The sequence below is a fragment of the Brucella lupini genome (assembly GCF_002252535.1).
GTDB classification, from domain to species: domain Bacteria; phylum Pseudomonadota; class Alphaproteobacteria; order Rhizobiales; family Rhizobiaceae; genus Brucella; species Brucella anthropi.
Genome location: NZ_NNRN01000062.1, coordinates 543,236 through 570,040 on the forward strand (window position 1 = coordinate 543,236; position 26,805 = coordinate 570,040).

Here is a 26,805-nt window from a genome sequence, read left to right on the forward strand (position 1 = left end):
AAAGCAGGTTTCGGGAGGCTGTCTCCTGATCTCGTGCTAGAAAGGTCTCATGAGAGCCCTTTTCGACCAGATTGAACCGCGTGAAATCCTGGCGCCGGGCGCTGTGCTTCTGCGTGGCTTTGCGCTTCCAAGTGAGGATGCTGTTCTGAAAGCCGTGGCCGATGTTTCTGCCGTGACCCCCTTTCGTCATATGACCACTCCCGGCGGGTATCGCATGTCGGTTGCGATGACGAATTGTGGAGGATTCGGCTGGGTCACGGACCGGACCGGCTATCGCTACAGTACCCACGATCCGGAAACCGGCCTTCTCTGGCCGACGATGCCGGATGCCTTCCGCGCGCTTGCCCAAACTGCTGCCCGTGAAGCCGGCTATCCTGATTTTGCGCCGGATGCCTGTCTCATCAATCGTTATGAACCGGGTGCGAAACTTTCATTGCATCAGGACAAGGACGAGCAGGATTTCAACAATCCGATTGTTTCGGTGTCGCTCGGTCTGCCTGCGACTTTCCAGTTCGGCGGGTTGAAGCGAACCGACCCGATTGCGAAATATATCCTGCATCACGGTGACGTGGTTGTGTGGGGCGGACCTTCACGTCTCTTCTATCATGGCATACTCGCCCTGAAGCGCGGCGAGCATGAAAAACTAGGTCCGTTTCGCCTCAATCTGACATTCAGAAAATCGCGCTGACAGTTGCCAAACGCGATTTTCGGAACGGACAAGCGACAGAAATCGCCTTTTAATTGCGGCGAAGGACCGTTCATTATGTGGCGGTTTTGTGGCAAGTGGAGTTTTAGTTAAACGCCCCGCCGTCGCTTCTACTCTCCGGACGCTCCTTCGCAACCTTATCGCGGTAGCCACTGGCTCGGTAGGCGGCAATCGGTTCGATGGCCCCGCCGGTGCGGCGACGTGCTTCCGCGAGAATTGGTTCGACGTCGGTTCTATAGGCGCGTTTCAGCGTATCAGATGCCATCAGCGCGTCGTTTTCCTGCTGATAGGTTTCGAGCGCTTCACGATCCACCAGAAGCGCCTGCGCATAGGCACGGCGGATTTCATTGGCGGATGAGATCAGGCTCTCCAGCGGGTCGGTCACATTGTGCGACTGGTCGATCATATGGGCCGGATGGAAGTCGGCCACACCACGATAATCTGCATCCACCAACTCATTGAAAACAAGGAATAATCGATACGGATCGATAGAACCGGCATCGAGATCGTCGTCGCCATATTTGCTGTCGTTGAAATGGAATCCGCCAAGTTTCCCGAACTGGATCAGCCGCGCGACGATCATTTCAATATTGGTGTTGGGCGCATGATGGCCGAGATCGACCAGACATTGCGCCTTTGGCCCTAGCGTCGAGGCGATGAGATAATTGGTGCCCCAGTCCTGAACCACCGTCGAGTAGAAGGCCGGTTCATACATTTTATGCTCAGAGAACAGGCGCCAGTCGTCGGGTAGTGCGTGATAGATTTCACCCATGGAAGCCAGATAGCGCTCAAAGGCGCGGGTGAAATTCTGCTGACCCGGAAAGTTGGAGCCATCGCTCAGCCATACGGTCAAGGCTTTGGAACCTATGGCTTTTCCGATTTCGATGCATTCGATATTGTGCTCTACGGCTTGCGCCCGCACTGCCGGATCGACATGGGTAAGCGACCCGAATTTGTAGGAAAGCTTCTGGTCTGCGCCGTCGGCAAATGTATTGGAGTTCATGGCGTCGAAGCCGAGACCAAGCGCTTCGGCATGGGCTTTGAGCTTCTTCGGATCGGCCTTGTCCCATGGAATATGCAGGGAAACATTCGGTGTGGCACGGCAAAGCTCGTTGATGACGGCGCAATCGTCGAGCTTGTCGAAAATGCCGCGCGGCTCGCCGCCGCCCGGGAAACGCCCGAAGCGGGTGCCGCCTGTGCCTGTGCCCCATGAAGGTACGGCCACGTAATAGGCCGCCACCTTGTCTGTAATCGTGTCGATCTCGATGCCACGGCGCAAAAGCTGTTCGCCGAGCGCCTGATAATCGCTCTTCAATGATTTCTCAAAACCGGAATTATGCTCGGCGATGAAATCGGCCGCAATGCGTTGCTCGGACATGGTTCCTCCCAGAATGTCCAGATTATATGGTCAGCGCGGAAAGCTCTGCTGGTTTCCGGCGTCGACATTGATGATGTTGCCAGTCGACTTGGCCGAAGCATCGCTTGCAAGAAAGTAAATGGCTTCGGCAATGTCTTCGGGGAAAACATTCAGCTTCAGCATGGAGCGCTTGCGATAATGTTCCTCAAGCTCGGAAACATCAATCTTCGAGGATGCTGCACGCTGTTCGCGCCACTCGCCGTCCCATATCTTGGAGCCGCGCAGAACCGCATCTGGGTTGACCACATTGACGCGGATTCCGGCATCTGCACCTTCCAGCGCCAGACAACGCGCCAGATGGATTTCTGCGGCCTTTGCAGCGCAATAGGCCGAAGCATTGGGCGAAGCTGCAAGCCCGTTCTTCGAGGCGACAAATACCACATTGCCGCCGATTTTCTGGCGGCGGAACAAGCGAAACGCGTCCCGTGAAACGAGGAAGTAGCCGGTCGCCAAAATGTCGATATTGCGGTTCCACATGGAAAGTTCGGTGGCTTCTACCGGCGCGGATGATGCAATACCAGCGTTGGAAACCAGAATGTCGATGCCGCCGAGCTCGACGCTGGCTTCGACAAAAGCGTTTGCGACGCCCTTTTCGTCGGTCACATTTAACTCGACGCTGCGAACCTGATCGGCGCCATAACGCTTTGACAGATTGGCGTGAGCGGATTTGAGCGATTCTGCGTCAATATCCGCCAGAACCACGCAAGCACCTTCGCCTGCAAGCCGTTCTGCTGTGGCAAAGCCGATGCCGCCAGCGCCGCCGGTAATGAATGCAATGCGCCCCGCGAGGCTTTTCGGCTTTGGCATGCGCTGCAGCTTGGCTTCCTCAAGCAGCCAATACTCGATATCGAAGGCTTCCTGTTCGGGCAGGCCCTGATATTCCGATACGCCGGATGCACCGCGCATCACGTTGATCGCGTTGACATAAAACTCACCGGCGATGCGCGCAGTCGCCTTGTCGCGTGCGAAGGACAGCATGCCGACACCGGGGATCAGGAAAATTACCGGATTGGGATCGCGCATCTTCGGCGAATTGTCATGCTTGCACGCCTCGTAATAGCGCTTGTAGTCGGCGCGATAGGCTTCCAGTGCACCCTCAAGTCCGGCAACCACGGCATCGATATCGGGCTTGGCCGGGTCGAAATTAACGACCAGCGGACGGATTTTGGTGCGCAGGAAGTGATCCGGGCAGGACGTGCCAAGCGCTGCCAGCGGGCGCAGATCGTTTGAATTTACAAATTCCAGCACGGCATCCTGATCATCGAAATGACCGAGCTTGCGCTCATCCTTACCGATAAGTCCGCGAATTTCGGGCATCAGCCGTGCTGCAATGGCACGGCGCTCGGAAACTGGGAGGCTCTGCGTGACAGCACCGCCAAAAGCGGGCTTGCCTGCCGTCTTCTGATCCAGCCATTCAATGGCCTTGTTGATGATGGCAAGCGTGGTTTCATAACAGGCTTTGGCATCATCGGCCCAAGTGAAAAGTCCATGACTTTCAAGGATAACGCCCTTAGCGTTGGGATTTGACTTCACGAAGGCTTCAAGGTCGAGGCCAAGCTGGAAACCGGGACGACGCCATGGCAGCCAGCCGATATCGCCGCCGAAAATCTCGGCAGTCAGTTCACGAGAGTTCTCGGATGCAGCGATTGCTATGATCGCATCGGGATGCATGTGATCCACATGCTTGAAGGCGACAAATCCGTGCAACGGCGTATCGATGGAAGCGGCGCGCGGATTGAGGTTGAAGGTGCAGTGCGGCAGGAAACCGACCATGCGGTCCTCGTCCTCGACGCCCTTATAGATGCCCTTCAGCGCATCGAGCTTATCCTGATATAGCGTGGCGAAACCATCAAGCTTGATGGTTCCGACATCGCCGCCCGAACCCTTGACCCAGAGAACCTGAACCTTTTCGCCGGTCAGCGGATCAATTTCCTCGACTTTCGCAGACGTGTTGCCGCCGCCGTAATTGGTGATGCGCTTGTCGGAACCGAGCAGATTGGAGCGATAAAGCAGCTTGCCCGGCTCATCCATCGTTGCCGCTCTGGCATCATCCCACCGGTTTTCGAGAAGTCTGCTCTGGGCCACCATGTCATCCTCCCAATTCTGTTATGGTGAATCGCAAGCCGCCTGTACGTCTGCATGTCCATCCGCATGCATGTCCAATGTGCCAGCGATCATGTTGCGGCAGATATGACGTATCAAACGAATTGCTGTCAATCATAAACGATCATAATCAATCATTAATGTGACTATTGCGCCCTATTATGATTGTTTGTGATTGACATGAGCGACATTTATGCCCGATACAAAGACAAGGAGGAGCCATGCACGAAAGAGAGCGCCACCGCATCATCCTGAGTGCTGTTCAGGAAAAGCCGGTGATTACCATTCAGGATCTGGTGGAATTGACGGAGGCGTCGGAAGCGACCCTTCGCCGGGATATTGCTTCGCTCCATATGCAGGGCCGTATCAAGCGCGTGCGTGGTGGCGCAGAGGCTATTCATCCGCCACAGTTCGGAAATCTCGCAGGCCGTCCTTTCAAGGTTTCGGAGACCGAAAACACGGACCGCAAACGTGCAATCGCTCGCGAAGCCGTGGCGCTTTGCGAAGAAGGCGACAGCATCATCATCAATGGCGGATCCACGACTTTCCAGATGGTGCATTATCTTGCTCCGCGCCGCCTGCAGGTGCTGACCAATTCGTTTGCTATCGCCGAACATCTGCTACGCCAGTCGAAAAGCACGGTGATCGTGCCCGGCGGTGCGATCTATCGCGACCAGAGCCTTATCCTGTCGCCTTTCGACAATGACGTTATTCGTAATTTCTACGGACGACGCATGTTCATGGGCTGTCAGGGGATCAGTCCGCTCGGCGTCATGGAATCCGATGCGCTGATCATCCAGAGCGAACAGAAACTGATGGGCCAGGCGGACGAACTTGTCCTGATGGTTGATTCAACGAAATTCACACGCCGCTCCAGCCTCATCCTTTGCCCTCTCGACCGGGTCAGCACACTGATCACCGATGACGGCATTTCGGACGACGCGCGGCGCATGGTGGAAAATGCGGGCATCCGGCTCATCGTGGCGCAGGTCTCCGCAAATGCCGACAAGGGCGACCCACGGGAGGATTCCGCCGAGGTGGCCTGAGCCGGAACAAGCGAAACATATGTCTTTATACTGGGAGGAATGAGACATGAAACTTTTCAAGAAACTGGCACTAGGAACTGCGCTGGCTGTTGCCTTCATGGCGGCCCACGCGCAGGCCGCCGACATGAAGATCGGACTTGTCGCGAAGTCGCTCGGTAACGGCTTCTTCGAAGCTGCCAACAAGGGCGCGCAGGAAGCTGCGAAGGAACTGGGCGGCGTAGAGGTCATCTATACCGGCCCGACCACCACGACGGCGGAAGGTCAGATCGAGGTCATCAACTCCCTCATTGCGCAGGGTGTGGACGCCATCGCCATTTCGGCCAACGATCCGGATGCTGTCGTCCCTGCCCTGAAGAAAGCTGCACAGCGCGGCATCAAGGTGATCTCGTGGGATTCGGGCGTCGCACCTGAAGGCCGTATCGTCCACCTCAACCCGTCTTCCAACGAACTGATCGGCAAGATGTGCCTCAAGCTCGCAGCCGATCACCTGCCGGACGGCAAGGGCGATTTCGCGATCCTGTCTGCCACCACCACCTCGACCAACCAGAACGTCTGGATTGGCGAGATGAAGAAGCAACTCAAGGACTTCCCCGGCCTCAATCTGGTGACCACCGTTTATGGTGACGACCTGGCCGACAAGAGCTACCGTGAAGCACAAGGCTTGCTGACTTCAAATCCAAATGTGAAGGTCATCGTGGCCCCCACCACCGTTGGCGTTCTCGCTGCCTCGCAGGCCGTAAAGGATGCGGGCAAGATTGGTGATGTCTATGTGACCGGCCTTGGTCTTCCGTCCGAAATGGCCGGCGCCATCAAGTCGGGCGCAACCAAGGAATTCGCCATCTGGAACCCGATCGACCTTGGCTATTCGGCAACCCAGATTGCCTACCACCTCGTAAAGGGTGATGCCGATGGCAAGCCGGGCTCGGAAATCGAAGCCGGACGCATGGGCAAGATCAAAATCGGCGAAAACGGCGAAGCCGCAATGAGCGATCCTTTCGTCTATGACACGTCGAATATCGACGAGTTCTCCAAGGTCTTCTGATCGGAAAGCGCATCCGAAAAGTGGAAACCGGTTTTCGGGATGTGTCTTCAAAAAGGCGGCGCGCACATCGCCTGCCGCCTTTTTCTCCCCGGAACACTTTGATCGATTTCAGGTATCTGCGATGAATGCAGCCTTTCAATCCAGCGGCCCATTCGGCGGAGAGCCGACGCTTTCCGCCACGGATCAGCCCATTCTGGAAATGCGCGGCATAGCCAAGACGTTTCCGGGCGTGCGTGCGCTCGATGACGTGAACATCGCGCTTTATCCCGGCAAGGTGACGGCGCTGATCGGAGAGAATGGCGCTGGCAAATCCACGCTTGTGAAAATCCTGACCGGCATCTATCAGCCCGAGGAAGGCGAAATCTTCATCGACGGCAAGCCGGTACATTTCGCAACCGCACAGGATGCGACCGATCACGGCGTAACGGCCATTCATCAGGAAACTGTGCTTTTCGATGAATTGTCGGTGGGCGAGAACATCTATCTCGGCCATGCGCCGCGTACCAAACTCGGCTTCGTCAACTGGAAGGCTGTTTATGCGCGCTCGCAGGCGTTGCTGTCATCGCTCGAAACGACTGTTGATGCCCGTATCAAGCTGAAAGAACTTTCCATCGCCCAGCGCCATCTGGTTGCCATTGCCCGCGCCTTGTCCGTGGATTCGCGCATTGTTATCATGGACGAGCCGACCGCCGCCCTGTCGCGCAAGGAAGTGGACGACCTGTTTCGTATTGTGGCGCGGCTGAAGGCACAGGGCAAAGCCATCCTGTTCATCAGCCACAAATTCGATGAAGTCTATGAAATCGCCGATAATTATGCCGTTTTTCGTGACGGTCGCGCGGTTGGACACGGTGTGCTTGCCGACACGCGGCAGAACGATATTGTGCGCATGATGGTCGGGCGGTCTGTCGAACAGGCTTTCCCCAAGCAGGATGTCGCCATCGGCAAACCGGTGCTGAAGGTTGAAAACTATTCGCATCCGACCGAGTTTCGCGACATTTCCTTTGAGCTGCGCAAGGGCGAGATCCTCGGCGTTTACGGCCTTGTCGGCGCGGGACGTTCGGAGTTCGCGCAGTCGCTGTTCGGCGTCACCAAGCCATCGCGTGGCCGCGTGACGCTTGAAGATCGCGAGATTAGTATCCGCCGCCCCGGCGATGCGGTGGCGCATGGCATCGTCTATGTGCCGGAAGAACGCGGACGCCACGGCGCGGTGCTGCAACTGCCGATCTTCCAGAATGTATCGCTGCCGTCACTCGCCCGCACCTCGCGCAATGGTTTTCTGCGCATGGCGGAAGAACTGGCGCTGGCGCGCAAATATGCCGAGCGTTTCGACCTGCGCGCCGCCGCCCTTTCCGTACCGGTGGGCACGCTGTCCGGCGGCAATCAGCAGAAGGTCGTCATCGGTAAGTGGCTTGCCACCAATCCGAAAGTCATCATTCTCGATGAGCCGACCAAGGGCATCGACATTGGCTCCAAGGCTGCGGTTCACGCCTTTATCAGCGAATTGGCCGCCGAGGGGCTGAGCATCATCATGATCTCGTCGGAACTGCCGGAAATCATCGGCATGTCGGACCGTGTGATGGTGATGCGCGAAGGGCTGATGGAAGGCATCTTTGAGCGTGCCAGCCTCGACGCGGAAGTGCTGGTGCGCGCCGCCACCGGAAACACGGAGTAGACGATGAAACAGTTGCTCAAGCAGCGCGAACTCCTGCTTCTTGTCATCATCGCTCTTCTGGTGGGGCTGTTTGCAAGCCGCGCTCCGGGTTTTGCCAGCGCGCATAATCTGGCGAATATTTTCAACGATACGTCCATCCTCATCATTGTCGCGCTTGGACAGATGGCGGTGATCCTGACCAAGTCAATCGATCTGTCGGTCGCCGCCAACCTCGCCTTTACCGGCATGGCGGTGGCTATGCTGAATGCGACCTATCCGGGCCTGCCGCTCGTGTTTCTCATTGTGCTGGCAATTGGCATCGGCGCGGTTCTGGGCGCCATCAATGGCATTCTGGTCTGGAAGCTCAACATTCCGGCGATTGTCGTGACACTTGGCACGCTCACCATCTATCGCGGTATGGCCTTTGTGCTCTCCGGCGGCGCATGGGTGAATGCGCATCAGATGACTGCGCCGTTTCTCAACACGCCGCGCACGCCCTTTCTTGGCCTGCCGCTCCTCGGCTGGACAGCAATCCTGATCGTCGCGCTCGTCTATGTGCTGCTGACGCGGACATTCTTCGGTCGCGCCCTTTATGCCTCCGGCGGCAACCCGACCGCCGCCGTCTATACCGGGATCGATGTGGGCCGCACGCGCTTCTTCGCCTTCGTGCTGTCGGGTGCGCTCGCCGGGCTTTGCGGCTATCTCTGGGTGTCACGCTATGCCGTCGCCTATGTGGATGTTGCAGCCGGATTCGAACTCGACAGCGTTGCGGCTTGCGTCATTGGCGGCATCTCGACACTTGGCGGGATAGGCTCTGTTGCCGGTGCGGTTCTCGGTGCGCTGTTCCTCGGCGTCATCAAGAACGCCCTCCCCGTCATTGACATATCGCCCTTCTGGCAGATGGCGATTTCCGGCTCTGTTATCATCTTGGCCGTGATCTTCAATGCACGACAGGAAAAGCGGCGCGGACGCATCATCCTGCGCGACAAGGCTGCAAAAACTTACGAGGAGGTTGCGGCATGAATAATGAACAGCGCCGTCATATCCCCGACCGGCTCGGAACGCCATTCTCCCGCATCTTCGCAAGCTGGGAAATGCTTTTGCTTGGCGTGGCAATTGCGATCTTCATCGCGAATTCCTTTGCCTCGCCCTACTTCCTCAATGCCTGGAACCTGTCGGATGCCACGTTCAATTTCACCGAAAAGGCATTGATCGCCTTTGCGATGACGCTTCTCATTATTTCCGGCGAAATCGATCTTTCGGTCGCCGCGATCATTGCGCTCGCCTCGACGGCGATGGGGGCAGCGGCGCAGGCAGGTGTCGGCACACCCGGCCTCGTGATGATCGGCATCGGCACCGGTCTTGTCTGTGGCGCGATCAATGGCGGGCTGGTTGCCGGGCTGAAACTGCCGTCCATCGTCGTGACCATCGGCACGATGAGCCTCTTCCGCGGCATTTCCTATATCGTGCTGGGTGATCAGGCCTTTGGCGGCTACCCGGCAAGCTTTGCCTATTTCGGACAGGGCTATGTGTTCTGGGTGATCTCTTTCGAATTTGCGCTGTTCGTCCTGTTTGCCGTGCTGTTCGGGGTACTGTTGCACTGGACCAGCTTCGGGCGCCGTATCTATGCCATCGGCAACAATGAATTCGCGGCGCGCTTTTCCGGCATTCCGGTCGAGAAAACCAAATTCGTGCTCTTCTTATTGACCGGCGTGACGAGCGGCATCGCCGCCGTCTGCCTGACCTCGCGCCTCGGCTCGACGCGCCCGTCCATTGCGCAAGGCTGGGAACTGGAAGTCGTCACCATGGTCGTGCTGGGCGGCGTGTCGATCCTTGGCGGCTCGGGCACAATTGTCGGCGTGGTGATTGCCGCTTTCGTGATGGGTCTCGTGACCTTCGGGCTTGGGCTTCTCAATGTGCCGGGCATCGTCATGTCGATCTTCATCGGCCTCCTGCTGATCGTCACCATTTCACTGCCGATCCTCATCCGGCAGTTCAAAACGAGGCGTGCAGCATGACTGGCGAACGCTACGCATTTCGCATGAAGCTCAATCCTGGCATGGAAGCGGAGTACCGCCGCCGGCATGACGAGATATGGCCGGAACTGGTGGACCTTCTGCACACGGCAGGCGTGTCGGATTACGCGATCTATCTCGATGAAGAGACCAGTACCCTGTTCGGCGTGCTGACACGTAAGCCCAATCACGGCATGGCCGCCCTGCCTGATCATCCGGTGATGAAAAAGTGGTGGGTGCATATGGCGGATATCATGGCAACGAATGCCGATAATTCGCCGGTTTCCGTGGACCTCAAGCCAGTGTTTCACATGCCATGAAGCGCATTGCCATTCTGGATATAGGCAAAACAAACGCTAAAGTCGTTGTGCTTGATGCGGCAAGCGGCGAAGAAATCGTTGCAAACCGCATCTCCAATACGGTGCTGTGCGATGGCCCCTATCCACATTATGACATCGAGGCACTGTGGCGATTTTTCCTGAAAAGCCTTGCCGCTTTTGCCAAAGAGCCGGGTTTTGATACCATCTCCATCACCACGCATGGCGCGGCGGCGGCTCTCGTCGCAGCAGATGGCACATTGGCCATGCCTGTCCTCGACTATGAACTCGACTATCCGGCTGAAATCCTCGCAGCCTATGCGGCCATAAAGCCGGATTTCAAAGATACATTCTCGCCACCGCTGTCGCTCGGCCTTAATCTCGGTGCGCAGCTTCATTATCTGAAGACGACGTTTCCCGCCGATTTTGCGCGGGCGCATTTCATATTCACCTATCCACAATATTGGGCATGGCGCCTGACTGGCATTGCCGCTTCGGAAGTGACATCGCTCGGCTGTCATACGGATCTGTGGTTGCCGAAGGAATCCGCCTTCTCAACTTGTCGACCGGCTGGGCATCCGTGCAAAACTCCCGCCACTTCGCTCTGCCTTCGATGCGTTGGGCGAAGTTTTGCCCGAGATTGCAACAGAGGTCGGCCTTTGCAAAGCTGTGCCGGTTCATTGCGGCATTCACGATTCCAATGCATCGCTGCTCGCGCATCTAATGGATCGGGAGGCCCCGTTCTCGGTCGTCTCGACCGGGACGTGGGTGGTCAGTTTCGCCGTTGGCGGCAATTTCGACGGGCTTGACCCGGAACGCGACACGCTTGCCAATGTCGATGCCTATGGTCGTGCTGTTCCATCCGCCCGTTACATGGGCGGGCGCGAATTCGATATCATGACGGAAGGACTGACCGTTCCCCCGGTCATCGACCAGCCCGATATTGCAGCAAAGGTTCTGGTGCAGCACATCATGGCGCTGCCGTCAGCCGTGCCGGGTTGCGGCCCCTATCCGAGTTCCAATCTTCGCTGGATCAATGCTGACACAGCCAGCGATGCAGAGCGCTATGTTGCCGCCTGCATCTATGCGGCGCTGATGACGGAAACCTGTCTCCACCTGCTGGGTGCCGATGGACCGGTTATCGTCGAAGGGCCGTTTGCCGGAAACCCGGTCTATCTTGAAGCGCTGGCGAATTTTACGGGACGAGACGTCGAAGCCGTATCAGGATCGACCGGCACGTCACTTGGTGCCGGATTGCTCGCAGGTGCAACGGTTCCGGAGAAACACGGCAGGATTTTCAGACCGGGCAATGAAGCCTACGCTGCTTACCGAAAGCAATGGATTAGGAATACGACATAAAATACTGAAATAATATACAATATGCCCGGAAATAAAATTGATCTCCGGGCTTTTTTTCCTAACATGTCTCCCAAAACCGGTTCCCACTTTTGGGAGACATGTTCTAGTTCAACGCTTTCTGCCGTGTCTCCACATCGATGAAAAAGGCGATAATACCGGCCAGCGCCAGAAGTCCCGCAAACAGTGCCACGGCGACGTAAAAGCTCTGGCTGATGACGAGCGCCAGCGCGGACGGCGCAAGCAAGCCGCCAAGGCGAGCCATCGCGCCCGCCGCTCCCATTCCACTTGCGCGCAATCCTGTCGGATAAAGTTCCGGCGTAAAAGCATAGAGCGCGCCCCATGTGCCAAGCAGGGCAAAGCTCATGATGAGAATGGATACACCGACAACCGCTGAACTGTTGGCCACTGTAAAGAGAGCACAGGCCGCAGCGCTGATGAACAGAAAGGTGATCAGCGTCTTCTTGCGTCCCCACGCTTCCACGCCATAGGCGGCGAGTGCGTAGCCCGGCAATTGGGCCAGTGCAACCACGACAAGGAAGCCGTAGCCGCGGACAAAGCCAAAACCGTCACCGGCAAGCTTGGCCGGTATCCAGGTGAAAATACCGTAATAGGACACCGAAACGAGAAACCAGATTGCCAGCGTCGTCAGCGTGCGCTGGCGCAGATTTGGCGACAGAAGCTTTTCGCCTGTCACCATAAGGGGCGCTTCAAGCCGGGCCTTCGGCAGTAACTCCGGTTTGCCATTACGGCGAAGCACGCGGTTCATGACCGATTTGGCTTCTTCCGGACGTCCCGATTTCAGAAGATGCATCGGGGATTCCGGCACCCAGAGGCGCAGCCAGATGCCGATGAGCGCCGGTGCAGCAGTGACGATGAAGATATAGCGCCATCCATCTTCTACGCCTGCAAGGCTGGTGGCCCATGCCGCAAGGGCAATGATAACGGTGCCGACCGCCCAGAAACCTTCGAGCATGACGAGCCAACGACCGCGATTTTTGGCGGGAAGGAATTCGGCCATCATCGCATAGTCGACCGGCAATGTTCCGCCGACTGCCACGCCCGTCATGAAGCGCAGGAAGAGCAAAATACCGAAACTCGGCGCAAATGCCGAAAGCAGTCCGAAAACTGCATCGCAGGCGACAGTGATCAGAAGCACGCGGCGGCGGCCGTATTTATCCGCCAGTCGCCCGAAGACCGCCGCGCCGATCAGCATGCCAAGGAAGAACAGCGTGCCGGTCTGCAATGCTTGTGGGACGGTCAGGTCAAAAGTCTTTGCAATGGCAGCACCAGTAAAGCCGACCGCCAGCACCTGCATGGCGTCGGCGGCCCAGACAAGGCCAAACACACCCAGAAGACCGCGCTGAAATGCGCCCGTACCCGCCTGATCGAGCGTCTGTTCGATGGTAACTTTCATGCCGTGATGTGTCCCCTGCTACCGGCTGAAGATATGCTGCCTTTTACAGCGCCGACGATGGGCTGCTGTCAATCGCCCTTTTCAGATATTGCCCGATCTTTTGCCTGCAAATATTCCCAGAAGCTCTCGGCATGGGCCGGAAGTGCCGCATCGTGACGATAGATACGGACCTCGACCGTGAAATCCCAATAGGGATCAGTTGAGGCTGGCACAAGTTCGCCACGTTGCAGTTCGTCATAGATAAGGCTTTCGGGCAGCCAGGCCATCCCCCAGCCTGCAAGCGCCATGGCCTTCAGACCGATCGACATGGTGTTTTCGTGAACTACCTGACGCTTGAACGCGGTACCGGATGCAAATTTCTGCGACAGGGCAGCGCCAAAGAAGGAAAAGTCACCATAGCTCAGATATGGCAATGGCTCCCCGCTGGCAACGGCATGATCGAGGATCGGGCCTGTCGGAGACGGGCGCGAGACCGGCATCAGCCGTTCCGTACCGAGTACGATGTACGGAAACTGCGTGCGGTCGATCAGGATCGGCACTGAATTATGCGCATAGGTCAGGAAGAAATGAACCTCTCCTTCCGTCAGCGTCGCGATATTGTCCTCGAAACCACCCCGATCCGGACTGAGCTGCGAGCGGATACTGCCGACATCGTCATCGATCTGCTTCAGCCAGTGCGGAAAGAATGTGACTGTCAGCGTGTGCAAGGCGGAAAACGTGAGGACGGGGTTTTGGACCTCGCGGCTCGGCTGCAGCGCCTTGCGTGTGTTGTAGAACTGGCGAACGGTATCCTGCGCGACTGGCAGGAAGGTTCGTCCCTCGCGAGTAAGCTCTGCAGGAAAAGTCGCGCGATTGACGAGAGTAACGCCAAGCCAGAGTTCAAGCTGCTTGATGCGACGGGAAAACGCGGATTGCGTCACATGCCGGGTATCCGCCGCGCGCGAGAAACTGGACGTTGCCGCCAGCGCGATGAAGTCTTCCAGCCATTTCAGTTCCATTGGGTCGGGGCCTTTCCAGCAAAGGGCAATAAGGCAGTATGGCAATAGGGCAGTATGTTTGGTTCGGCTTGAACGAGACCTTTTTCCTGCTGCCTTACCCCTTATGCAATTTCTGCATAGTGATTGCAAAACATAGCATTGGCAGCTCCCAAGCTTTTTCCATACCGTCCGGCAAAACTGTTAAACGCGCATCTGTTCCGAAAACCGCTTCACGTTTTTCGGGGTGCGCACAATCAATCACATAGATGTCCGAGGACGTGTTTTGGCCAGGGTAATTTATTTGAACGGCGCTTTCGTTGCTGAGAACGAGGCGAAAGTGTCGGTTTTCGATCGCGGCTTTCTGTTTGGTGACGGTATTTACGAAGTCAGTGCTGTCATCGATGGCCGCCTTGTTGATAACGAACTTCACCTCGCCCGTCTGGAGCGCTCCGTCAGGGAACTCGGAATTCCGTTGCCTGCTTCGCTGGACGCCATTCGCGCCGCACAGATCGAGCTGATGAAGCGCAATGAACTGCATGAAGGCGTCGTCTATATGCAGGTGACGCGCGGCGAAGCCGAACGCGATTTCGTCTATACTGACGACATCAAGCCGAATTTCGTCATGTTCACGCAGGCCAAGAACCTCGCCAATTCGCCGTCGGTCCAGAATGGCGTAAGGGTGGATGTTGCACCGGATACGCGCTGGGCGCGCCGCGACATCAAGACTGTCATGCTTCTGGCGCAGGTGCTGGCAAAGAAGCAGGCCAAGAGCAGGGGCTACCATGAAGTCTGGCTGGTTGAAGACGGCTTCGTTACCGAAGGCGGTTCATCGACGGCATTCATCATCACCAATGACAATGTGCTGGTAACGCGGCCGAATTCGCACGCTATCCTCCCTGGCTGCACGCGTCGCGCCGTGATCAAGATCGCGGAAGAACAGCACCTTCGCATTGAAGAGCGCCTGTTCACGGTCGATGAGGCGAAGGCCGCCAAGGAAGCGTTTCTCACGAGCGCATCAAGCTTCGTGACGCCAATCATCGGCATTCAGGATCATACGATTTCCGACGGCAAGCCGGGGCCGATCACCCGCCGTTTGCAGGAGATCTACATGGATATGGCTCGCACGGGATCGGAGCCGGTACTTCAGTCGTAACTAACGAACGGGTTTTGCCTGCAAGGTTGCGAACAAGACCTGTTTTCTGCAAAACGATAGAATCTTAGAGCAAGGCCCGTCGATGCGGGCCTTGCTCATGCGCATTATCGAGGCCAGCACACGGAAATAACCATGACAGGCAAGGCACGCGACTACGGCATCATCTGCGGCATCATGCAGCCGGGCGATAACAACGCCATCACCGATGTGCCGGGCGTGCGCGTGGGGCACCGCACCTTGCGCAACGGCGATATCAATACCGGCGTGACAGCAATCATCCCACATGACGGCAACATATATCGCCGCAAGGTGCTGGCCGCCTGCGATGTCATCAATGGTTTTGGCAAAAGCACCGGTCTCGTGCAGGTTGAGGAACTGGGCACGCTGGAAACGCCGATCCTGCTCACCAATACATTTGGTGTCGGAACCTGCGCCAATGCGTTGATCCGAGAGGCGATTGCAGGCAATCCCGATATCGGACGCACCACGGCGACCGTCAATCCAGTCGTTTTGGAATGCAATGACGGTCCGCTCAACGACATTCAGGCCATGGCCGTCACGGAAGCCGATGCGCAGGAAGCCTTGCAGATTGCGGGAACGGACGTTAGCGAAGGCAATGTCGGTGCAGGAACCGGCATGAGCTGTTTCGGTTTCAAGGGTGGCATCGGCACATCCTCGCGCCAGTTCGAACTTGACGGCAAGGTGCATCACCTCGGTGTTCTGGCGCTGACCAATTTTGGCCGCGCCGGTGATCTGGTTCTTCCGGACGGGCGCAGGCCTTCGCCGAAGGCCGAAGCACAGCCGGAAAAAGGCTCAGTCATTCTGGTGCTGGCGACAGATGTTCCGATGGAACACCGCCAGTTGAAGCGCGTGACCCGCCGCTGTGGCGCGGGACTGGCACGCCTCGGTGCATTCTGGGGCCACGGAAGCGGTGATATCGCCATCGGCTTTTCAACGGCTGTGACATTCGACCATGATGAAACGCGTGATGTGGTCGAGATCGCGGTGCTCAACGAAAACCGTATCGATACGCTGTTTCGCGCAGCAGTTGAATGCACGCAGGAAGCCGTCCTCAACTCCATGTGCATGGCTGAACCTATGCGCGGACGCGCCGCAAACCGCCGCTCGCTGGCCGGCTGGCTGGCCGACTGGCTGGAAAGCAACAAAGATTAGACGCGGCAACCTCTGACGGGGTCCACATCAAATCCTGATATTTTCTGTGTATTGCCACATTTGGCTTCGATCATTCCCTAATGGTCGAAGTCGAAGGATGGCAATATGCTGCAAAACCGCGACTCGGCGCGACCCATGGCACGCTCCCACGAGTTTGGGCTGCTTAGGCACAACCGTTGCCGGTATAAGGGCGCTTCGTTTTCGGGGCAGTCATATGCCGAATCGATGACAGCGCTGAAATTTCAGGACCAATTTTTTGACGACATCGTTTGTTCGCCTGACTGTACTGGGAAGTATCCTGCCATTGCTGGCGGCATGCGTCACCGTTGGTCCTGACTATCAGAAGCCAAATGTGCTGACGCCTGCTGGTTGGAACAGCAAGGCTGACAAGCGTGCCCCTCAATTGGGTGATTGGTGGAAAAACCTGAAAGACCCGGTTCTGGATCAGCTGATAGCGGACGGAATTGCCGGTAGCCCGGATGTTGCTACTGCGAAGGCGAAGGTGCGGCAGACCCGCGCCAATTACACCTCGGCCGGTGGCGCGCTTTATCCGCAGTTGGATGGAAGCGGAAGCTTCACGCGATCTGACAGTGGAACTACTCTCGCCTCCAATCAGTCGAGCATGGGTTTCAAAACCCAATGGGAACTCGATCTTTTCGGCGGCAACAGGCGCGGTGTGGAAGCAGCCTACTACAATGTCGAATCCGCAAATGAGCAATTGCGGGCAGCGCTCGTTACGCTGATCGGCGACATCGCAACCAACTATGCAAACTTGCGCGGTGCGCAGGCCAATATTGCCATTGCGCAGCGCAATGCAGCGTCCCAGCGGCAGACCGTAGCACTGACGCGCAGCCAGCTGGAAGCCGGACAAATCTCGCAGGTTGATCTTTTGAGCGCCGAGACACAGGCAGCATCGACTGAAGCCCAGATACCGGGTCTGCGGATCAGCTACGCCCAATATCTCAATCAGTTGTCAGTGTTGACTGGCCGGTCTTCTTCGGCACTGGCGAGCGTTCTGGACAAATCACGTCCGATACCCGCGATCCCACGCAAAATTTCAGCCGGTCTGCCTGCCGATTTGCTGCTCAGCCGCCCGGATGTCCGCGCAGCGGAACGCGATTATGCAAGTTCAACTGCCAGCATCGGCCAGAAACAGGCCCTCCTCTATCCAAGCATTTCGCTCACCGGCAACATCAATACAGGCGGCGCCAATTTCGGTGACCTTGGAAAACTGTCGACAATCAGCTGGGCTTTCGGTCCAAGTTTGAGCGTACCGATCTTCCATGGCGGCCAGCTGAATGCGGATGTCGACGCGGCGAAAGCGGCACGCGACCAGTCGTTTATCGCCTATCGGAAGTCCATCCTGATGGCGCTCAGCGAAGTCGAGAATGCCAGCGTATCGCTCAACCAGAACCGTTTGCGCACCGCACAGCTACAGAAAATCGTTGGCAACAGCCGCAAGATCAACGAGCTGACGCTGGAACAATATAGAGCTGGCACGAAGAGCTTCGTGGATGTGCTGACGGCGCAGCGCGACCTTCTGAGCGCAGAAACCAACCTTAGTCAGGCCCGGACCGATCTGGTCCTGAATTATGTCGCCCTGCAGAAAGCACTGGGTGGTGGCTGGAACGGCATCATTGATGTTGCGAAACCTGAAGTCGTTGACGGTTATACAGGTCCGCGCATCGTCAAGACCCCGCCGCTTCCTCCGCTGACAACCGATAAGAGACCACTATGAAACCCAAGTCGAAACGTCGTTTTCGCTGGCGCCTGTGGCTGGCCGTCCTCATCGCATTGCTGATCGTGGGCTATTTTGTCGTCCGCTCCCTCACGAAAGAAGAACCTCTGCCCGCCACGACTGAAATCAAGCGCGGCGAAATCGAAAGTTCGGTTCTTGCAACGGGTACTTTGCGGCCTAAAAATCTGGTTGCCATCGGCGCGCAGGCGACAGGCCGCATTCTCTCGCTCAAAGTCAAACCGGGCCAGCAGATAAAGGCTGGCGAAGTCGTTGCCCTGATTGACTCGACCAATCAGCAGAACGAGCTGAACAAGGCCCAGGCATCGCTTCGCCAGAACGAAGCCACCCGTGCACAGAACCTTGCCGATCTGGAGCTGGCCAGGCAGGATCTGGCGCGAAACCAGATGATGATCGGCAAGAATGCCGTTGCACGTGCGGATTACGACAAGGCGGTCAGCACCGTAAAGTCGAAGGAAGCACAGGTCGCCAACAGCGAAGCGGCGATTGCGGCGGCGAAAGTCGACGTCCAGATCGCCGAAACCAATCTCGCTTATACCCGCATTACAGCGCCGATTGACGGCACGATCCTTGCGACGGTGGTTCAGGAAGGCCAAACCGTTAACGCGCAGCAAAGCGCGCCGACGATCGCTATTCTCGGGCAGCTCGACACGATGACCGTCGAGGCGGACATTTCGGAAGCGGATGTTACTCAGGTTCGCGAAGGAATGCCGCTTTATTTCACCATATCGGGACAAAACCTGAAGCGTTATGACGCGACGCTGGAAAAGATTGAACCGGCTCCGGATTCTATCGTCAGTGACAAAAGCTTCACGACAACGGCTGTGAGCGCATCGAGCTCGGCGACTGCCTCGGCCATTTACTACAAGGGTATTTTTAGCGTTCCCAATCCGGATGGGCTGCTCAGAACCTACATGACGACCGAAGTTCATGTTCTGCTTGCGAAGGCAAAAGACGCCTTGATTGCGCCTGTGACCGCTCTCAAGGACACGAGTGAACCGGGCAAGGCCACGGTTCGCGTGGTGACAAGCACCAACAAGATCGAAGAACGCACGGTCGAAACCGGCATTACCGACAAGGTCAACACCGAAATCCGTTCGGGTCTGAACGAGGGGGATAAGGTCGTCACCGATAATCAGGTTACCGTTCCTGCCCCGGACAGTTTCTGACATGAGCGATACGCCGCTTCTCTCGCTCAAGGGCGTTTCCCGACAGTACCCGTCAGGTGACGACTTCACGACGGTTCTGAACCATGTGAACCTGACCATCGAGCGCGGAGAGATGGTGGCGATCATTGGCGCGTCCGGTTCGGGCAAATCCACGCTGATGAATATTCTCGGCTGTCTGGATCGTCCGTCGGAAGGCGAATATCTGATTTCCGGTCGCGCTACGTCGGAGCTTGAAGCTGATGAGCTGGCACAATTGCGGCGTGAGCATTTCGGTTTCATTTTTCAGCGCTATCATCTGCTTGGTGAACTGGACGCCGTAGGCAATGTCGAGATCCCGGCCATTTATGCAGGCCAGAAAAAGGCGGAACGGCGCGAAAAGGCTGAAATGATCCTTCAGCGGCTTGGTATGGGCGAACGCACCCATCACCGGCCCAGCCAGCTTTCCGGGGGCCAGCAGCAGCGCGTTTCCATCGCCCGCGCCCTCATCAACGATGCTGATGTTATTCTGGCGGACGAGCCCACGGGTGCGCTCGACAGCCATAGTGGCGAGGAAGTCCTTGGCATCCTTCAGGAACTGAACCGCGAAGGACGCACCATCGTCATCGTCACGCATGACCGGCAGGTTGCAGCGCGGGCGCAGCGCATCATCGAAATTCGCGATGGCGAAATCATCTCCGACACACGTAACGGTGAGACCGAGCGGCGAGTGATGTCTGTGCCGGTTGAGCAGCAGCAGGCCAAGCCGAGGCTACTGGCCGGGCTTCGCGACCGCTTCAACGAGGCATTCGCAATGGCGCTCCGGTCGATGAATGCGCATCGGCTGCGCACGTTTCTGACTATGCTCGGCATCATTATTGGCACGGCATCGGTCGTCTGCGTCGTGGCGCTGGGACAAGGGTCACAGCGGCAGATTCTGGAGCGGATCAGCGATCTTGGCACCAATACGCTCTACATCAGTCCCGGCAGGGGATTTGGTGACCTGAAAGCCGCGCAGATTACAACACTCAATCTGGACGATGCCAAGGAGATCGCGAAACTGCCCTATGTGGTGGCTGCGACGCCATCCGGTTCGACAAGTTCCACGATCCGTGTCGGCGACAAGGAAGTCAGCGTTTCGGTGAATGGTGTGGGTGCGGAATATTTCGTCACACGCAACAGCAAGTTGCTCGAAGGCCGGTTTTTCGATCAGCGCAATGTCGATGATCTGGAACAGGTGGCTGTGGTTGATGAAACAGCCAAGACGACACTCTTTCCCCATGAAGTAGGCTCTGTCATCGGCAAGATCATCCTTTTGAACAAAGTGCCAGTGCGCATTGTCGGTGTCGTCAAGGCCGAGGAACGCGGACCGGGTGGCGCGCAGACGCTTGAAGTCTACCTGCCCTACACGACTGTGCAGACACGCATGACCGGCTCACGTTCATTGCAGATGATCCTCGTTCGCGTCGCCGACACAATGGACCCGTCGGAAGCCGAAAAACTGATTACGGCCTTCCTGACCAAACGGCATGGCGAGAAGGACTTCTCAGTCTTCAATACCGACAGCCTGCAAAAGACCATTCAGGCCACGACAGCGACGCTTGCCCTTCTCGTGTCCAGCATTGCAGGCATATCGCTTTTTGTCGGCGGCATCGGTGTCATGAACATCATGCTTGTCGCCGTATCGGAAAGAATCAACGAGATCGGTGTCCGCATGGCCATTGGCGCACGCCAGAGCGATATCTTGCAGCAGTTCCTGATCGAGGCGATTCTCGTTTGTCTGATCGGTGGCGTGCTTGGTGTTCTCATCGCTGCCGGATTCGGCCTGCTGTTTGCGCAGTTCAGTTCGATGTTCCAGCTCATCTATTCGCCCGCCTCCATCGTGGTTGCGCTTGTCTGCTCGAGCCTGATCGGCATCGGATTCGGCTTTATTCCGGCTCGCAACGCCTCCAAACTCGATCCGGTCGTCGCCCTCGCACGGGACTGATCGGTGAGTCTCTGACTTGACGGCTCTCTGCCGCCGGATGCCGTTCACGGCTGCAGAATTAACAGGCAGCGGAAACTACCTTTGATTGTTGCATTGCGCATAAATCAATATAAGAAATATCTTTATTAGATTGATATTGTTGATTTTATATATGCAACCGAAGGTAATATAGCCTTTGGGAGGCTATGCATGAGGATATATGTCCCGCAAGAAATTTCTGTCTTTTGGGTCGTTTCGGAAGGGGGTTGTTAACCTTCATTTTTTATTACTTGGGCTCATTCAGGCGACAGTATCTATGGTTCAGGTATCATGCGTAATTTGAGAGAAAATTTCCCCCAGTCTACAGGAAATCGTGCAGAGAACGCTCAGGACCCGAAGCAGCCTAGCGGTCAGACGGGTAGTCAAAATCCCGCCAGTGACGATGCCTGGAAAATCCATTTTTCGCTCGGTGCGAATGTTCGTTTTACCCGTACGCCAGAAGTTGAGCTTTTGCGTCGTCGCGGCGAGGAACTCCCGAGCATCAATGAGCGCACTCAAGCTGAAGCTGCGCCAGAGATCAGCGTCGAGAAGGTTGCCGAAGCCCAGCCTATGGCTGTCGCACAATTGCAGAAGACCGTGTCGCAGAGCATGGTTCGCTCGCCAATAGCACCGGTGCCGCCCGCAATGCCTGCGGTTCCTGTGGCAGTTGTTGCAGCTTCTGCAGAGCCCGCTCTGGAAGTAGCCCCAGTTGCGGTTGAACCGGTCGCGGCTGACATTGTAAATCCGGCCAAGCCATCGGCCTTCACCTATCTTTCAGACTTCGCTTTCTGGGAAGGTTGCGACATCGATACGGCAATCGTGCCGGCGGAGCCTCTGGTTTCTGCTGTTCCAGCAGAACCGCGCAAGCCTTTGCCGACCGTTGAATCCATTCTGGCACAGTTCCGTATTCGCGAATGGAACAAGCAACCGGCGCCAGCTGCAGTAGCCACGATTCAGCCAGTCGTAGAGGCACCGGTTGCCATTGCGCCAATTGAAACGGTTGCACCGAAACCTGTTGCTACCGTTCAGGTCGAAACGCCCGCGCCGCAGCCGATTGTGGCTGCGCCAGAGATCGCACCCGAAGTTATCGGCGAAGCCACCGAGGACGAAGTTGTACTCACCGTTGCTGAAGCGGAAGAACATGTCTTCGAGGAAGTAGTGGTTCCGGAGCCGGTCATCGAAAAGCCCGTTGCGGCCAAGGCAGCGCCTTCGATTGCATTGTACCAGCCGCAACCCCTCCCCCGCGCCGAAACGCCTGTCATTCACGGCAGCTATGAGTTTCCCCCGCGAGACCTTCTGCAGATGCCGCCCGAACAGGACGGAAATGTGATCACGCAGGAAATGCTGGAACGCAGCGCGGGATTGCTCGAAAGCGTGCTGGAGGATTTCGGCGTGCGCGGCGAGATCATTCATGTCCGCCCCGGCCCTGTCGTCACGCTCTACGAGTTTGAACCGGCGCCCGGCGTCAAGTCCTCGCGCGTCATCGGCCTTGCCGATGATATCGCCCGCTCCATGTCGGCGCTTTCCGCCCGCGTGGCTGTGGTTCCCGGCCGCAATGTCATCGGCATCGAACTGCCGAATGCCAATCGCGAAACTGTTTACCTGCGCGAAATGATCGATAGCCGCACTTTCGAGGCATCGAATTACCGTCTGCCGCTTTGCCTCGGCAAGGGTATTGGTGGCGAGCCGATCATCGCTGAACTGGCCAAGATGCCTCACCTTCTGGTGGCAGGCACCACCGGCTCAGGTAAGTCGGTTGCCATCAACACGATGATCCTCTCGCTGCTCTACCGTTTCAAGCCGGAAGAATGCCGCCTGATCATGGTTGATCCGAAGATGCTGGAACTGTCCATCTATGACGGTATTCCACATCTGCTGACCCCGGTTGTTACCGATCCGAAAAAGGCCGTCGTCGCTCTGAAATGGGCCGTGCGCGAGATGGAAGAACGCTATCGCAAGATGGCCCGCCTTGGCGTGCGTAACATCGAAGGCTTCAATGCCCGTGCCGCCTCGGCCAAGGGCAAGGGCGAAACCGTGATGTGCACGGTGCAATCCGGCTTCGACAAGGAAACGGGTGAAGCGACCTATATTCAGGAAGAGCTCGACCTCACGCCGATGCCGTACATCGTGGTCATCATCGACGAGATGGCCGACCTGATGATGGTTGCTGGCAAGGACATTGAAGGTGCTGTCCAGCGTCTTGCCCAGATGGCCCGCGCCGCCGGTATCCACCTCATCATGGCAACCCAACGCCCTTCAGTCGATGTCATTACTGGCACGATCAAGGCAAACTTCCCGACCCGCATCTCGTTCCAGGTCACCTCGAAGATCGACAGCCGCACGATCCTCGGTGAAATGGGTGCCGAGCAGCTTCTCGGTCAGGGCGACATGCTTCATATGGCAGGCGGCGGACGCATCGTCCGTGTCCATGGCCCGTTCGTTTCCGATGAGGAAGTCGAAAAAGTGGTCAACCACCTGAAGGAACAGGGACGTCCGGATTATCTGGCGACCGTCACGGAAGACGAGGAAGACGAAGACGCAACGCAGGACGCAGCGGTTTTCGATGCAACCTCGATGGGTTCGGAAGATGGTGATGACGTATATGAACAGGCCATCAAGGTCGTGATGCGCGACAAGAAGTGCTCCACGTCCTATATCCAGCGCCGCCTCGGTATCGGTTATAACCGTGCTGCCTCGCTCGTAGAGCGTATGGAGAAGGACGGTCTGGTCGGCCCTGCCAATCATGTCGGCAAGCGCGAGATCCTGACGGGCAACCGCGACTGATCACTGCTAAATCCAAGTTATAAAAAGCCGGATCGCACACGCGATTCGGCTTTTTGCTGTGCCTTGCCAATAGGTTGGAAACTGTTGCGCCAATGCGCTTGTCAAGATGTAAAATTTGGTTAATACTTAGTTCATTCGTACATTCTTGATAATCGGTCGAGATAGCCTCTAAAGCGGTCTCGCGCCCAGAAGATAGGGAGAATGATCGATGAAGAGCATTATTATCGGTCCTGCGGCTACCGAAAAGGATCGTACAGTTACGCAGCAGATTTTGCTGCGCATTCATGAGCAGATGCCAAAGCCTTCCGAAGACAAAACACAGGTTTGCAACGTATTGCGCCTGTCGAAGGGTGGCTATTCGCACCGCAGACGCAGAATTCATAAACTAGCCTGAGTTTAATTAATCGTATCACGTTTTTCTTCAGCGTCGCTCGCATCCCAGCGCAGCAGGCGCTGCATTTTTTATTTTCCGATATTTGCTGGTCGGCAGTGTCGATCACGGTCTTGTTCCAGCCCTACCCTTTTTAAAAGGAGACGTCTGGGGTAAGGGATAGCAATTGTCTCTCTTCATCCAGACATCAAGGAAATGCTATGCCCTCGCCCGCTCAAACCGACGGACAGCCGGAAAATAAGAAGTCTGGCATCTTTCTGGGGTTATTGACGATTCTGGTGGGCTTCTTCTTCATTCTCTTCATGGGGCTGGGCATCTGGCAGGTGGAGCGTCTGCAATGGAAGCTCGATCTCATCGCAAGGGTCGATGCGCGCGTTCACGCCGAACCAGTTGCAGCGCCGGGTCCGGACGATTGGGCCAACGTCAACCAGAAGGATGACGAGTATCGTCATGTCATGCTGACCGGCACCTATCTGAACGACAAGGAAGTGCTGGTCCATGCGCTGACCGAGCGCGGCGCGGGCTATTGGGTCTTGACACCGATGCGTTCGCCCGATGGGGCGCTGACCTTCATCAATCGCGGCTTTGTTCCAAGCGACAAGCGCGATCCGTCATCGCGGATGGAAACGCAGATTGCTGGTGAAACGACCGTAACTGGCCTGTTGCGTATGCCGGAACCGGATGGGTTTTTCCTGCGTCCGAACGATCCGGCGCGCAATGACTGGAATTCACGCGATGTCGCAGCCTTTGCGCTGAAGGAAAATCTGGGGCCTGTTGCGCCCTATTTCATCGATGCCGATGCAACTACCAGCGCTGGAGCGCTTCCCATTGGCGGGCTGACGGTCGTGAAATTCCGTAACAGCCATCTTTCCTATGCAATCACATGGTTTGCGCTTGCTGCCATGGTTGCCGGTGCCGCCATTTTCCTCTGGCGGCACGAGCGTAAGTTGAAGAGCTAGATGTGCAACGCGTGGCCGAGCGCTTTCATGCTGGCTTCGACAAAGCCTTCACTCAATGTCGGATGTGCGTGGATCGTACCGGCGATGTCTTCCAGTCTTGCCCCCATCTCCACCGCCTGCGCAAAGGATGATGAAAGCTCGGATATGCCGACGCCAACAGCCTGAATACCGAGGATGAGGTGATTATCCGCACGTGCAACGACACGGATCATGCCGTCTTCACGCTCGATCGTCATTGCCCGGCCATTGGCCTGAAACGGGAAAATGCCCACCTGAATCTCATGACCGGCCTTGCGTGCCTCATCCGGCGATAGCCCGACCGTAACGATTTCCGGATCGGTGAAGCAGACGGCGGGAATGCAGCGCTTATCCCAAAGCTGATTGCCGCCTGCGATGATTTCCGCCACCATCTCGCCCTGTGCCATGGCACGATGCGCAAGCATTGGCTCGCCGGTCACGTCACCGATGGCATAGACACCGCGCATGGAGGTGCGGCAGCGCTCGTCGATACGGATGAAACGTCCATCCATATCGAGACGAATTTCACTGAGACCCCAACCGTCGGTCTGCGGCTTGCGGCCCACAGTGACGAGGATCTTGTCGGCCTCGATGGTCTTCGTAGCGCCGTCGGCGGTCAGGACTTCAAGCCCTGCCTCATCCTTCGATAGTCCCTTGGCTGAAGTGCTGGTCAGGACTTCGACGCCAAGCGCCTTCAAACGCGCCATGACCGGACGCGTCAGCTCGGCATCATATTGCGGCAGGATGCCGTCAGTGGCTTCCACCACAGTGACTTTCGCGCCAAGCTTGGCAAAGGCCGTGCCGATTTCCAGTCCGATATAGCCGCCACCGACGATGGCCAGCTTTTCCGGCACCTTTTCCAGCGACAGCGCTTCAGTGGACGAAATGACTTTTCCGCCAAATGGCAGCGCCTGAATTTCCACCGGGACCGACCCGGTTGCGATCACGATGTTTTCGGCGTGGATCGTCTGGCGGCCGGTATCGGTTTCGACGAGAACGGTCTTCCCGTCGAGAAAGCGAGCCTGCCCATGGAACATGCGCACGCGCGACCGTTTCAGAAGACCGGCGACACCGCCATTCAGACGGCTCACAATGCCGTCTTTCCATTCAAGCGTTCTGGCAAAATCAATGGCCGGATTCTGCGCCGTAATGCCGAGCGCGCCCTTCGATGCAAAGACGGAAAGGTGGTGGAATTCATCGGCTGCGTGGATCAGAGCCTTGGATGGGATACAGCCCACATTGAGGCACGTGCCGCCCAGTCGTGTCTTTTCCACCAGCACCGTATCAATGCCAAGCTGGCCTGCCCGGATGCCGCATACATAGCCGCCGGGGCCGCCGCCGATGATCAGGAGTTTGCAGGAAATCTCGCTCATT

19 protein-coding genes and 3 pseudogenes are annotated in these 26,805 nt (G+C 56.9%); 17 read left to right on the forward strand and 5 right to left on the reverse strand.

Translation table 11 applies throughout. The features are described 5' to 3' along the window. The first annotated feature begins 49 nt into the window (after positions 1 to 49). Positions 50 to 688, forward strand: a complete 639-nt coding sequence (alkB, locus tag CES86_RS26015) for a DNA oxidative demethylase AlkB (RefSeq protein WP_094515787.1) — start codon at positions 50 to 52, stop codon at positions 686 to 688. Between the two features lie 103 nt (positions 689 to 791). Here alkB and rhaI read toward each other — a convergent pair whose 3' ends face one another. Further along, positions 792 to 2,084, reverse strand: a complete 1,293-nt coding sequence (gene rhaI, locus CES86_RS26020; RefSeq protein ID WP_094515788.1) for an L-rhamnose catabolism isomerase — start codon at positions 2,082 to 2,084, stop codon at positions 792 to 794. 30 nt (positions 2,085 to 2,114) lie between these two features. Continuing rightward, entirely contained in the window at positions 2,115 to 4,211 is a 2,097-nt protein-coding gene (locus CES86_RS26025) for a bifunctional rhamnulose-1-phosphate aldolase/short-chain dehydrogenase (protein WP_094515789.1), read from the reverse strand. A 236-nt stretch (positions 4,212 to 4,447) separates the two neighbouring features. Here CES86_RS26025 and CES86_RS26030 point away from each other — a divergent pair, with 236 nt between their 5' ends. From CES86_RS26030 to CES86_RS26060, 7 genes and pseudogenes are all read left to right on the forward strand, one after another. Continuing rightward, complete coding sequence (locus CES86_RS26030) at positions 4,448 to 5,272, forward strand: DeoR/GlpR family DNA-binding transcription regulator (protein WP_094515790.1); 825 nt, start codon at positions 4,448 to 4,450, stop codon at positions 5,270 to 5,272. Between the two features lie 46 nt (positions 5,273 to 5,318). Continuing rightward, the gene (gene rhaS, locus CES86_RS26035; protein WP_094515791.1) at positions 5,319 to 6,314 is read left to right on the forward strand and encodes a rhamnose ABC transporter substrate-binding protein; all 996 of its coding nucleotides are present in this window, start codon (positions 5,319 to 5,321) and stop codon (positions 6,312 to 6,314) included. A gap of 121 nt (positions 6,315 to 6,435) precedes the next feature. Then, positions 6,436 to 7,986, forward strand: a complete 1,551-nt coding sequence (locus CES86_RS26040; protein ID WP_094515792.1) for a sugar ABC transporter ATP-binding protein — start codon at positions 6,436 to 6,438, stop codon at positions 7,984 to 7,986. Between the two features lie 3 nt (positions 7,987 to 7,989). After that, on the forward strand, positions 7,990 to 8,988 hold the full coding sequence (locus CES86_RS26045; protein ID WP_094515793.1) for an ABC transporter permease: 999 nt from the start codon (positions 7,990 to 7,992) through the stop codon (positions 8,986 to 8,988). Next, entirely contained in the window at positions 8,985 to 9,983 is a 999-nt protein-coding gene (locus CES86_RS26050) for an ABC transporter permease (protein WP_094515794.1), read from the forward strand. Before CES86_RS26045 ends, CES86_RS26050 begins: the two co-directional genes overlap by 4 nt. Then, positions 9,980 to 10,300 (forward strand): L-rhamnose mutarotase, encoded by a 321-nt coding sequence (gene rhaM / locus CES86_RS26055; RefSeq protein ID WP_094515795.1) that lies wholly within the window; start codon positions 9,980 to 9,982, stop codon positions 10,298 to 10,300. The genes CES86_RS26050 and rhaM overlap by 4 nt, the downstream gene beginning before the upstream one ends. Then, positions 10,297 to 11,656: pseudogene (locus tag CES86_RS26060) on the forward strand (FGGY-family carbohydrate kinase). The gene rhaM and the pseudogene CES86_RS26060 overlap by 4 nt, the downstream one beginning before the upstream one ends. A gap of 103 nt (positions 11,657 to 11,759) precedes the next feature. Here CES86_RS26060 and CES86_RS26065 read toward each other — a convergent pair. Next, positions 11,760 to 13,070, reverse strand: a complete 1,311-nt coding sequence (locus CES86_RS26065; protein ID WP_094515796.1) for an MFS transporter — start codon at positions 13,068 to 13,070, stop codon at positions 11,760 to 11,762. A gap of 68 nt (positions 13,071 to 13,138) precedes the next feature. Then, on the reverse strand, positions 13,139 to 14,068 hold the full coding sequence (locus CES86_RS26070) for a LysR family transcriptional regulator (protein WP_094515797.1): 930 nt from the start codon (positions 14,066 to 14,068) through the stop codon (positions 13,139 to 13,141). A 262-nt stretch (positions 14,069 to 14,330) separates the two neighbouring features. On the opposite strand from CES86_RS26070, the gene CES86_RS26075 reads away from it, so the two are divergent. From CES86_RS26075 to CES86_RS26110, 9 genes and pseudogenes are all read left to right on the forward strand, one after another. Further along, the gene (locus CES86_RS26075; protein WP_094515798.1) at positions 14,331 to 15,200 is read left to right on the forward strand and encodes a D-amino-acid transaminase; all 870 of its coding nucleotides are present in this window, start codon (positions 14,331 to 14,333) and stop codon (positions 15,198 to 15,200) included. Between the two features lie 132 nt (positions 15,201 to 15,332). Continuing rightward, positions 15,333 to 16,373, forward strand: a complete 1,041-nt coding sequence (locus tag CES86_RS26080) for a DmpA family aminopeptidase (RefSeq protein ID WP_094515799.1) — start codon at positions 15,333 to 15,335, stop codon at positions 16,371 to 16,373. A gap of 256 nt (positions 16,374 to 16,629) precedes the next feature. After that, positions 16,630 to 18,111, forward strand: coding sequence for an efflux transporter outer membrane subunit (locus CES86_RS26085; RefSeq protein ID WP_114048006.1), 1,482 nt, complete (start codon positions 16,630 to 16,632; stop codon positions 18,109 to 18,111). Next, positions 18,108 to 19,298 carry an efflux RND transporter periplasmic adaptor subunit gene (locus CES86_RS26090; RefSeq protein WP_094515800.1) on the forward strand — a complete coding sequence of 397 codons (1,191 nt, stop codon included), beginning with the start codon at positions 18,108 to 18,110 and terminating at the stop codon, positions 19,296 to 19,298. The genes CES86_RS26085 and CES86_RS26090 overlap by 4 nt, the downstream gene beginning before the upstream one ends. Before the next feature lies 1 nt (position 19,299). Beyond that, a complete protein-coding gene (locus tag CES86_RS26095; protein ID WP_010658756.1) occupies positions 19,300 to 21,261 on the forward strand; it encodes a MacB family efflux pump subunit in 1,962 nt (653 codons plus the stop codon). A gap of 309 nt (positions 21,262 to 21,570) precedes the next feature. Next, positions 21,571 to 21,973: pseudogene (locus CES86_RS28340) on the forward strand (DNA translocase FtsK); the annotation flags it as partial. Positions 21,974 to 22,038: 65 nt separating this feature from the next. Beyond that, positions 22,039 to 24,063 (forward strand): annotated as a pseudogene (locus tag CES86_RS26100) (DNA translocase FtsK); the annotation flags it as partial. Between the two features lie 208 nt (positions 24,064 to 24,271). Continuing rightward, positions 24,272 to 24,457 (forward strand): hypothetical protein, encoded by a 186-nt coding sequence (locus CES86_RS26105; RefSeq protein WP_010658754.1) that lies wholly within the window; start codon positions 24,272 to 24,274, stop codon positions 24,455 to 24,457. Between the two features lie 197 nt (positions 24,458 to 24,654). Further along, entirely contained in the window at positions 24,655 to 25,413 is a 759-nt protein-coding gene (locus CES86_RS26110) for an SURF1 family protein (RefSeq protein WP_094515802.1), read from the forward strand. Here the strand turns inward: CES86_RS26110 and lpdA are convergent. After that, the gene (gene lpdA / locus CES86_RS26115; RefSeq protein WP_094515803.1) at positions 25,410 to 26,804 is read right to left on the reverse strand and encodes a dihydrolipoyl dehydrogenase; all 1,395 of its coding nucleotides are present in this window, start codon (positions 26,802 to 26,804) and stop codon (positions 25,410 to 25,412) included. The two genes, CES86_RS26110 and lpdA, sit on opposite strands and share 4 nt — an antisense overlap. Between the last annotated feature and the right edge of the window lies 1 nt (position 26,805).

What these genes read in the sequence shown, in the direction of transcription:
- alkB (WP_094515787.1), top strand. Translation starts at nt 50, where the DNA reads ATGAGAGCCCTTTTCGACCAGATTGAACCGCGTGAAATCCTGGCGCCG.
- rhaI (WP_094515788.1), bottom strand. Translation starts at nt 2,084, where the DNA reads ATGTCCGAGCAACGCATTGCGGCCGATTTCATCGCCGAGCATAATTCC.
- CES86_RS26025 (WP_094515789.1), bottom strand. Translation starts at nt 4,211, where the DNA reads ATGGTGGCCCAGAGCAGACTTCTCGAAAACCGGTGGGATGATGCCAGA.
- CES86_RS26030 (WP_094515790.1), top strand. Translation starts at nt 4,448, where the DNA reads ATGCACGAAAGAGAGCGCCACCGCATCATCCTGAGTGCTGTTCAGGAA.
- rhaS (WP_094515791.1), top strand. Translation starts at nt 5,319, where the DNA reads ATGAAACTTTTCAAGAAACTGGCACTAGGAACTGCGCTGGCTGTTGCC.
- CES86_RS26040 (WP_094515792.1), top strand. Translation starts at nt 6,436, where the DNA reads ATGAATGCAGCCTTTCAATCCAGCGGCCCATTCGGCGGAGAGCCGACG.
- CES86_RS26045 (WP_094515793.1), top strand. Translation starts at nt 7,990, where the DNA reads ATGAAACAGTTGCTCAAGCAGCGCGAACTCCTGCTTCTTGTCATCATC.
- CES86_RS26050 (WP_094515794.1), top strand. Translation starts at nt 8,985, where the DNA reads ATGAATAATGAACAGCGCCGTCATATCCCCGACCGGCTCGGAACGCCA.
- rhaM (WP_094515795.1), top strand. Translation starts at nt 9,980, where the DNA reads ATGACTGGCGAACGCTACGCATTTCGCATGAAGCTCAATCCTGGCATG.
- CES86_RS26065 (WP_094515796.1), bottom strand. Translation starts at nt 13,070, where the DNA reads ATGAAAGTTACCATCGAACAGACGCTCGATCAGGCGGGTACGGGCGCA.
- CES86_RS26070 (WP_094515797.1), bottom strand. Translation starts at nt 14,068, where the DNA reads ATGGAACTGAAATGGCTGGAAGACTTCATCGCGCTGGCGGCAACGTCC.
- CES86_RS26080 (WP_094515799.1), top strand. Translation starts at nt 15,333, where the DNA reads ATGACAGGCAAGGCACGCGACTACGGCATCATCTGCGGCATCATGCAG.
- CES86_RS26090 (WP_094515800.1), top strand. Translation starts at nt 18,108, where the DNA reads ATGAAACCCAAGTCGAAACGTCGTTTTCGCTGGCGCCTGTGGCTGGCC.
- CES86_RS26095 (WP_010658756.1), top strand. Translation starts at nt 19,300, where the DNA reads ATGAGCGATACGCCGCTTCTCTCGCTCAAGGGCGTTTCCCGACAGTAC.
- CES86_RS26105 (WP_010658754.1), top strand. Translation starts at nt 24,272, where the DNA reads ATGAAGAGCATTATTATCGGTCCTGCGGCTACCGAAAAGGATCGTACA.
- CES86_RS26110 (WP_094515802.1), top strand. Translation starts at nt 24,655, where the DNA reads ATGCCCTCGCCCGCTCAAACCGACGGACAGCCGGAAAATAAGAAGTCT.
- lpdA (WP_094515803.1), bottom strand. Translation starts at nt 26,804, where the DNA reads ATGAGCGAGATTTCCTGCAAACTCCTGATCATCGGCGGCGGCCCCGGC.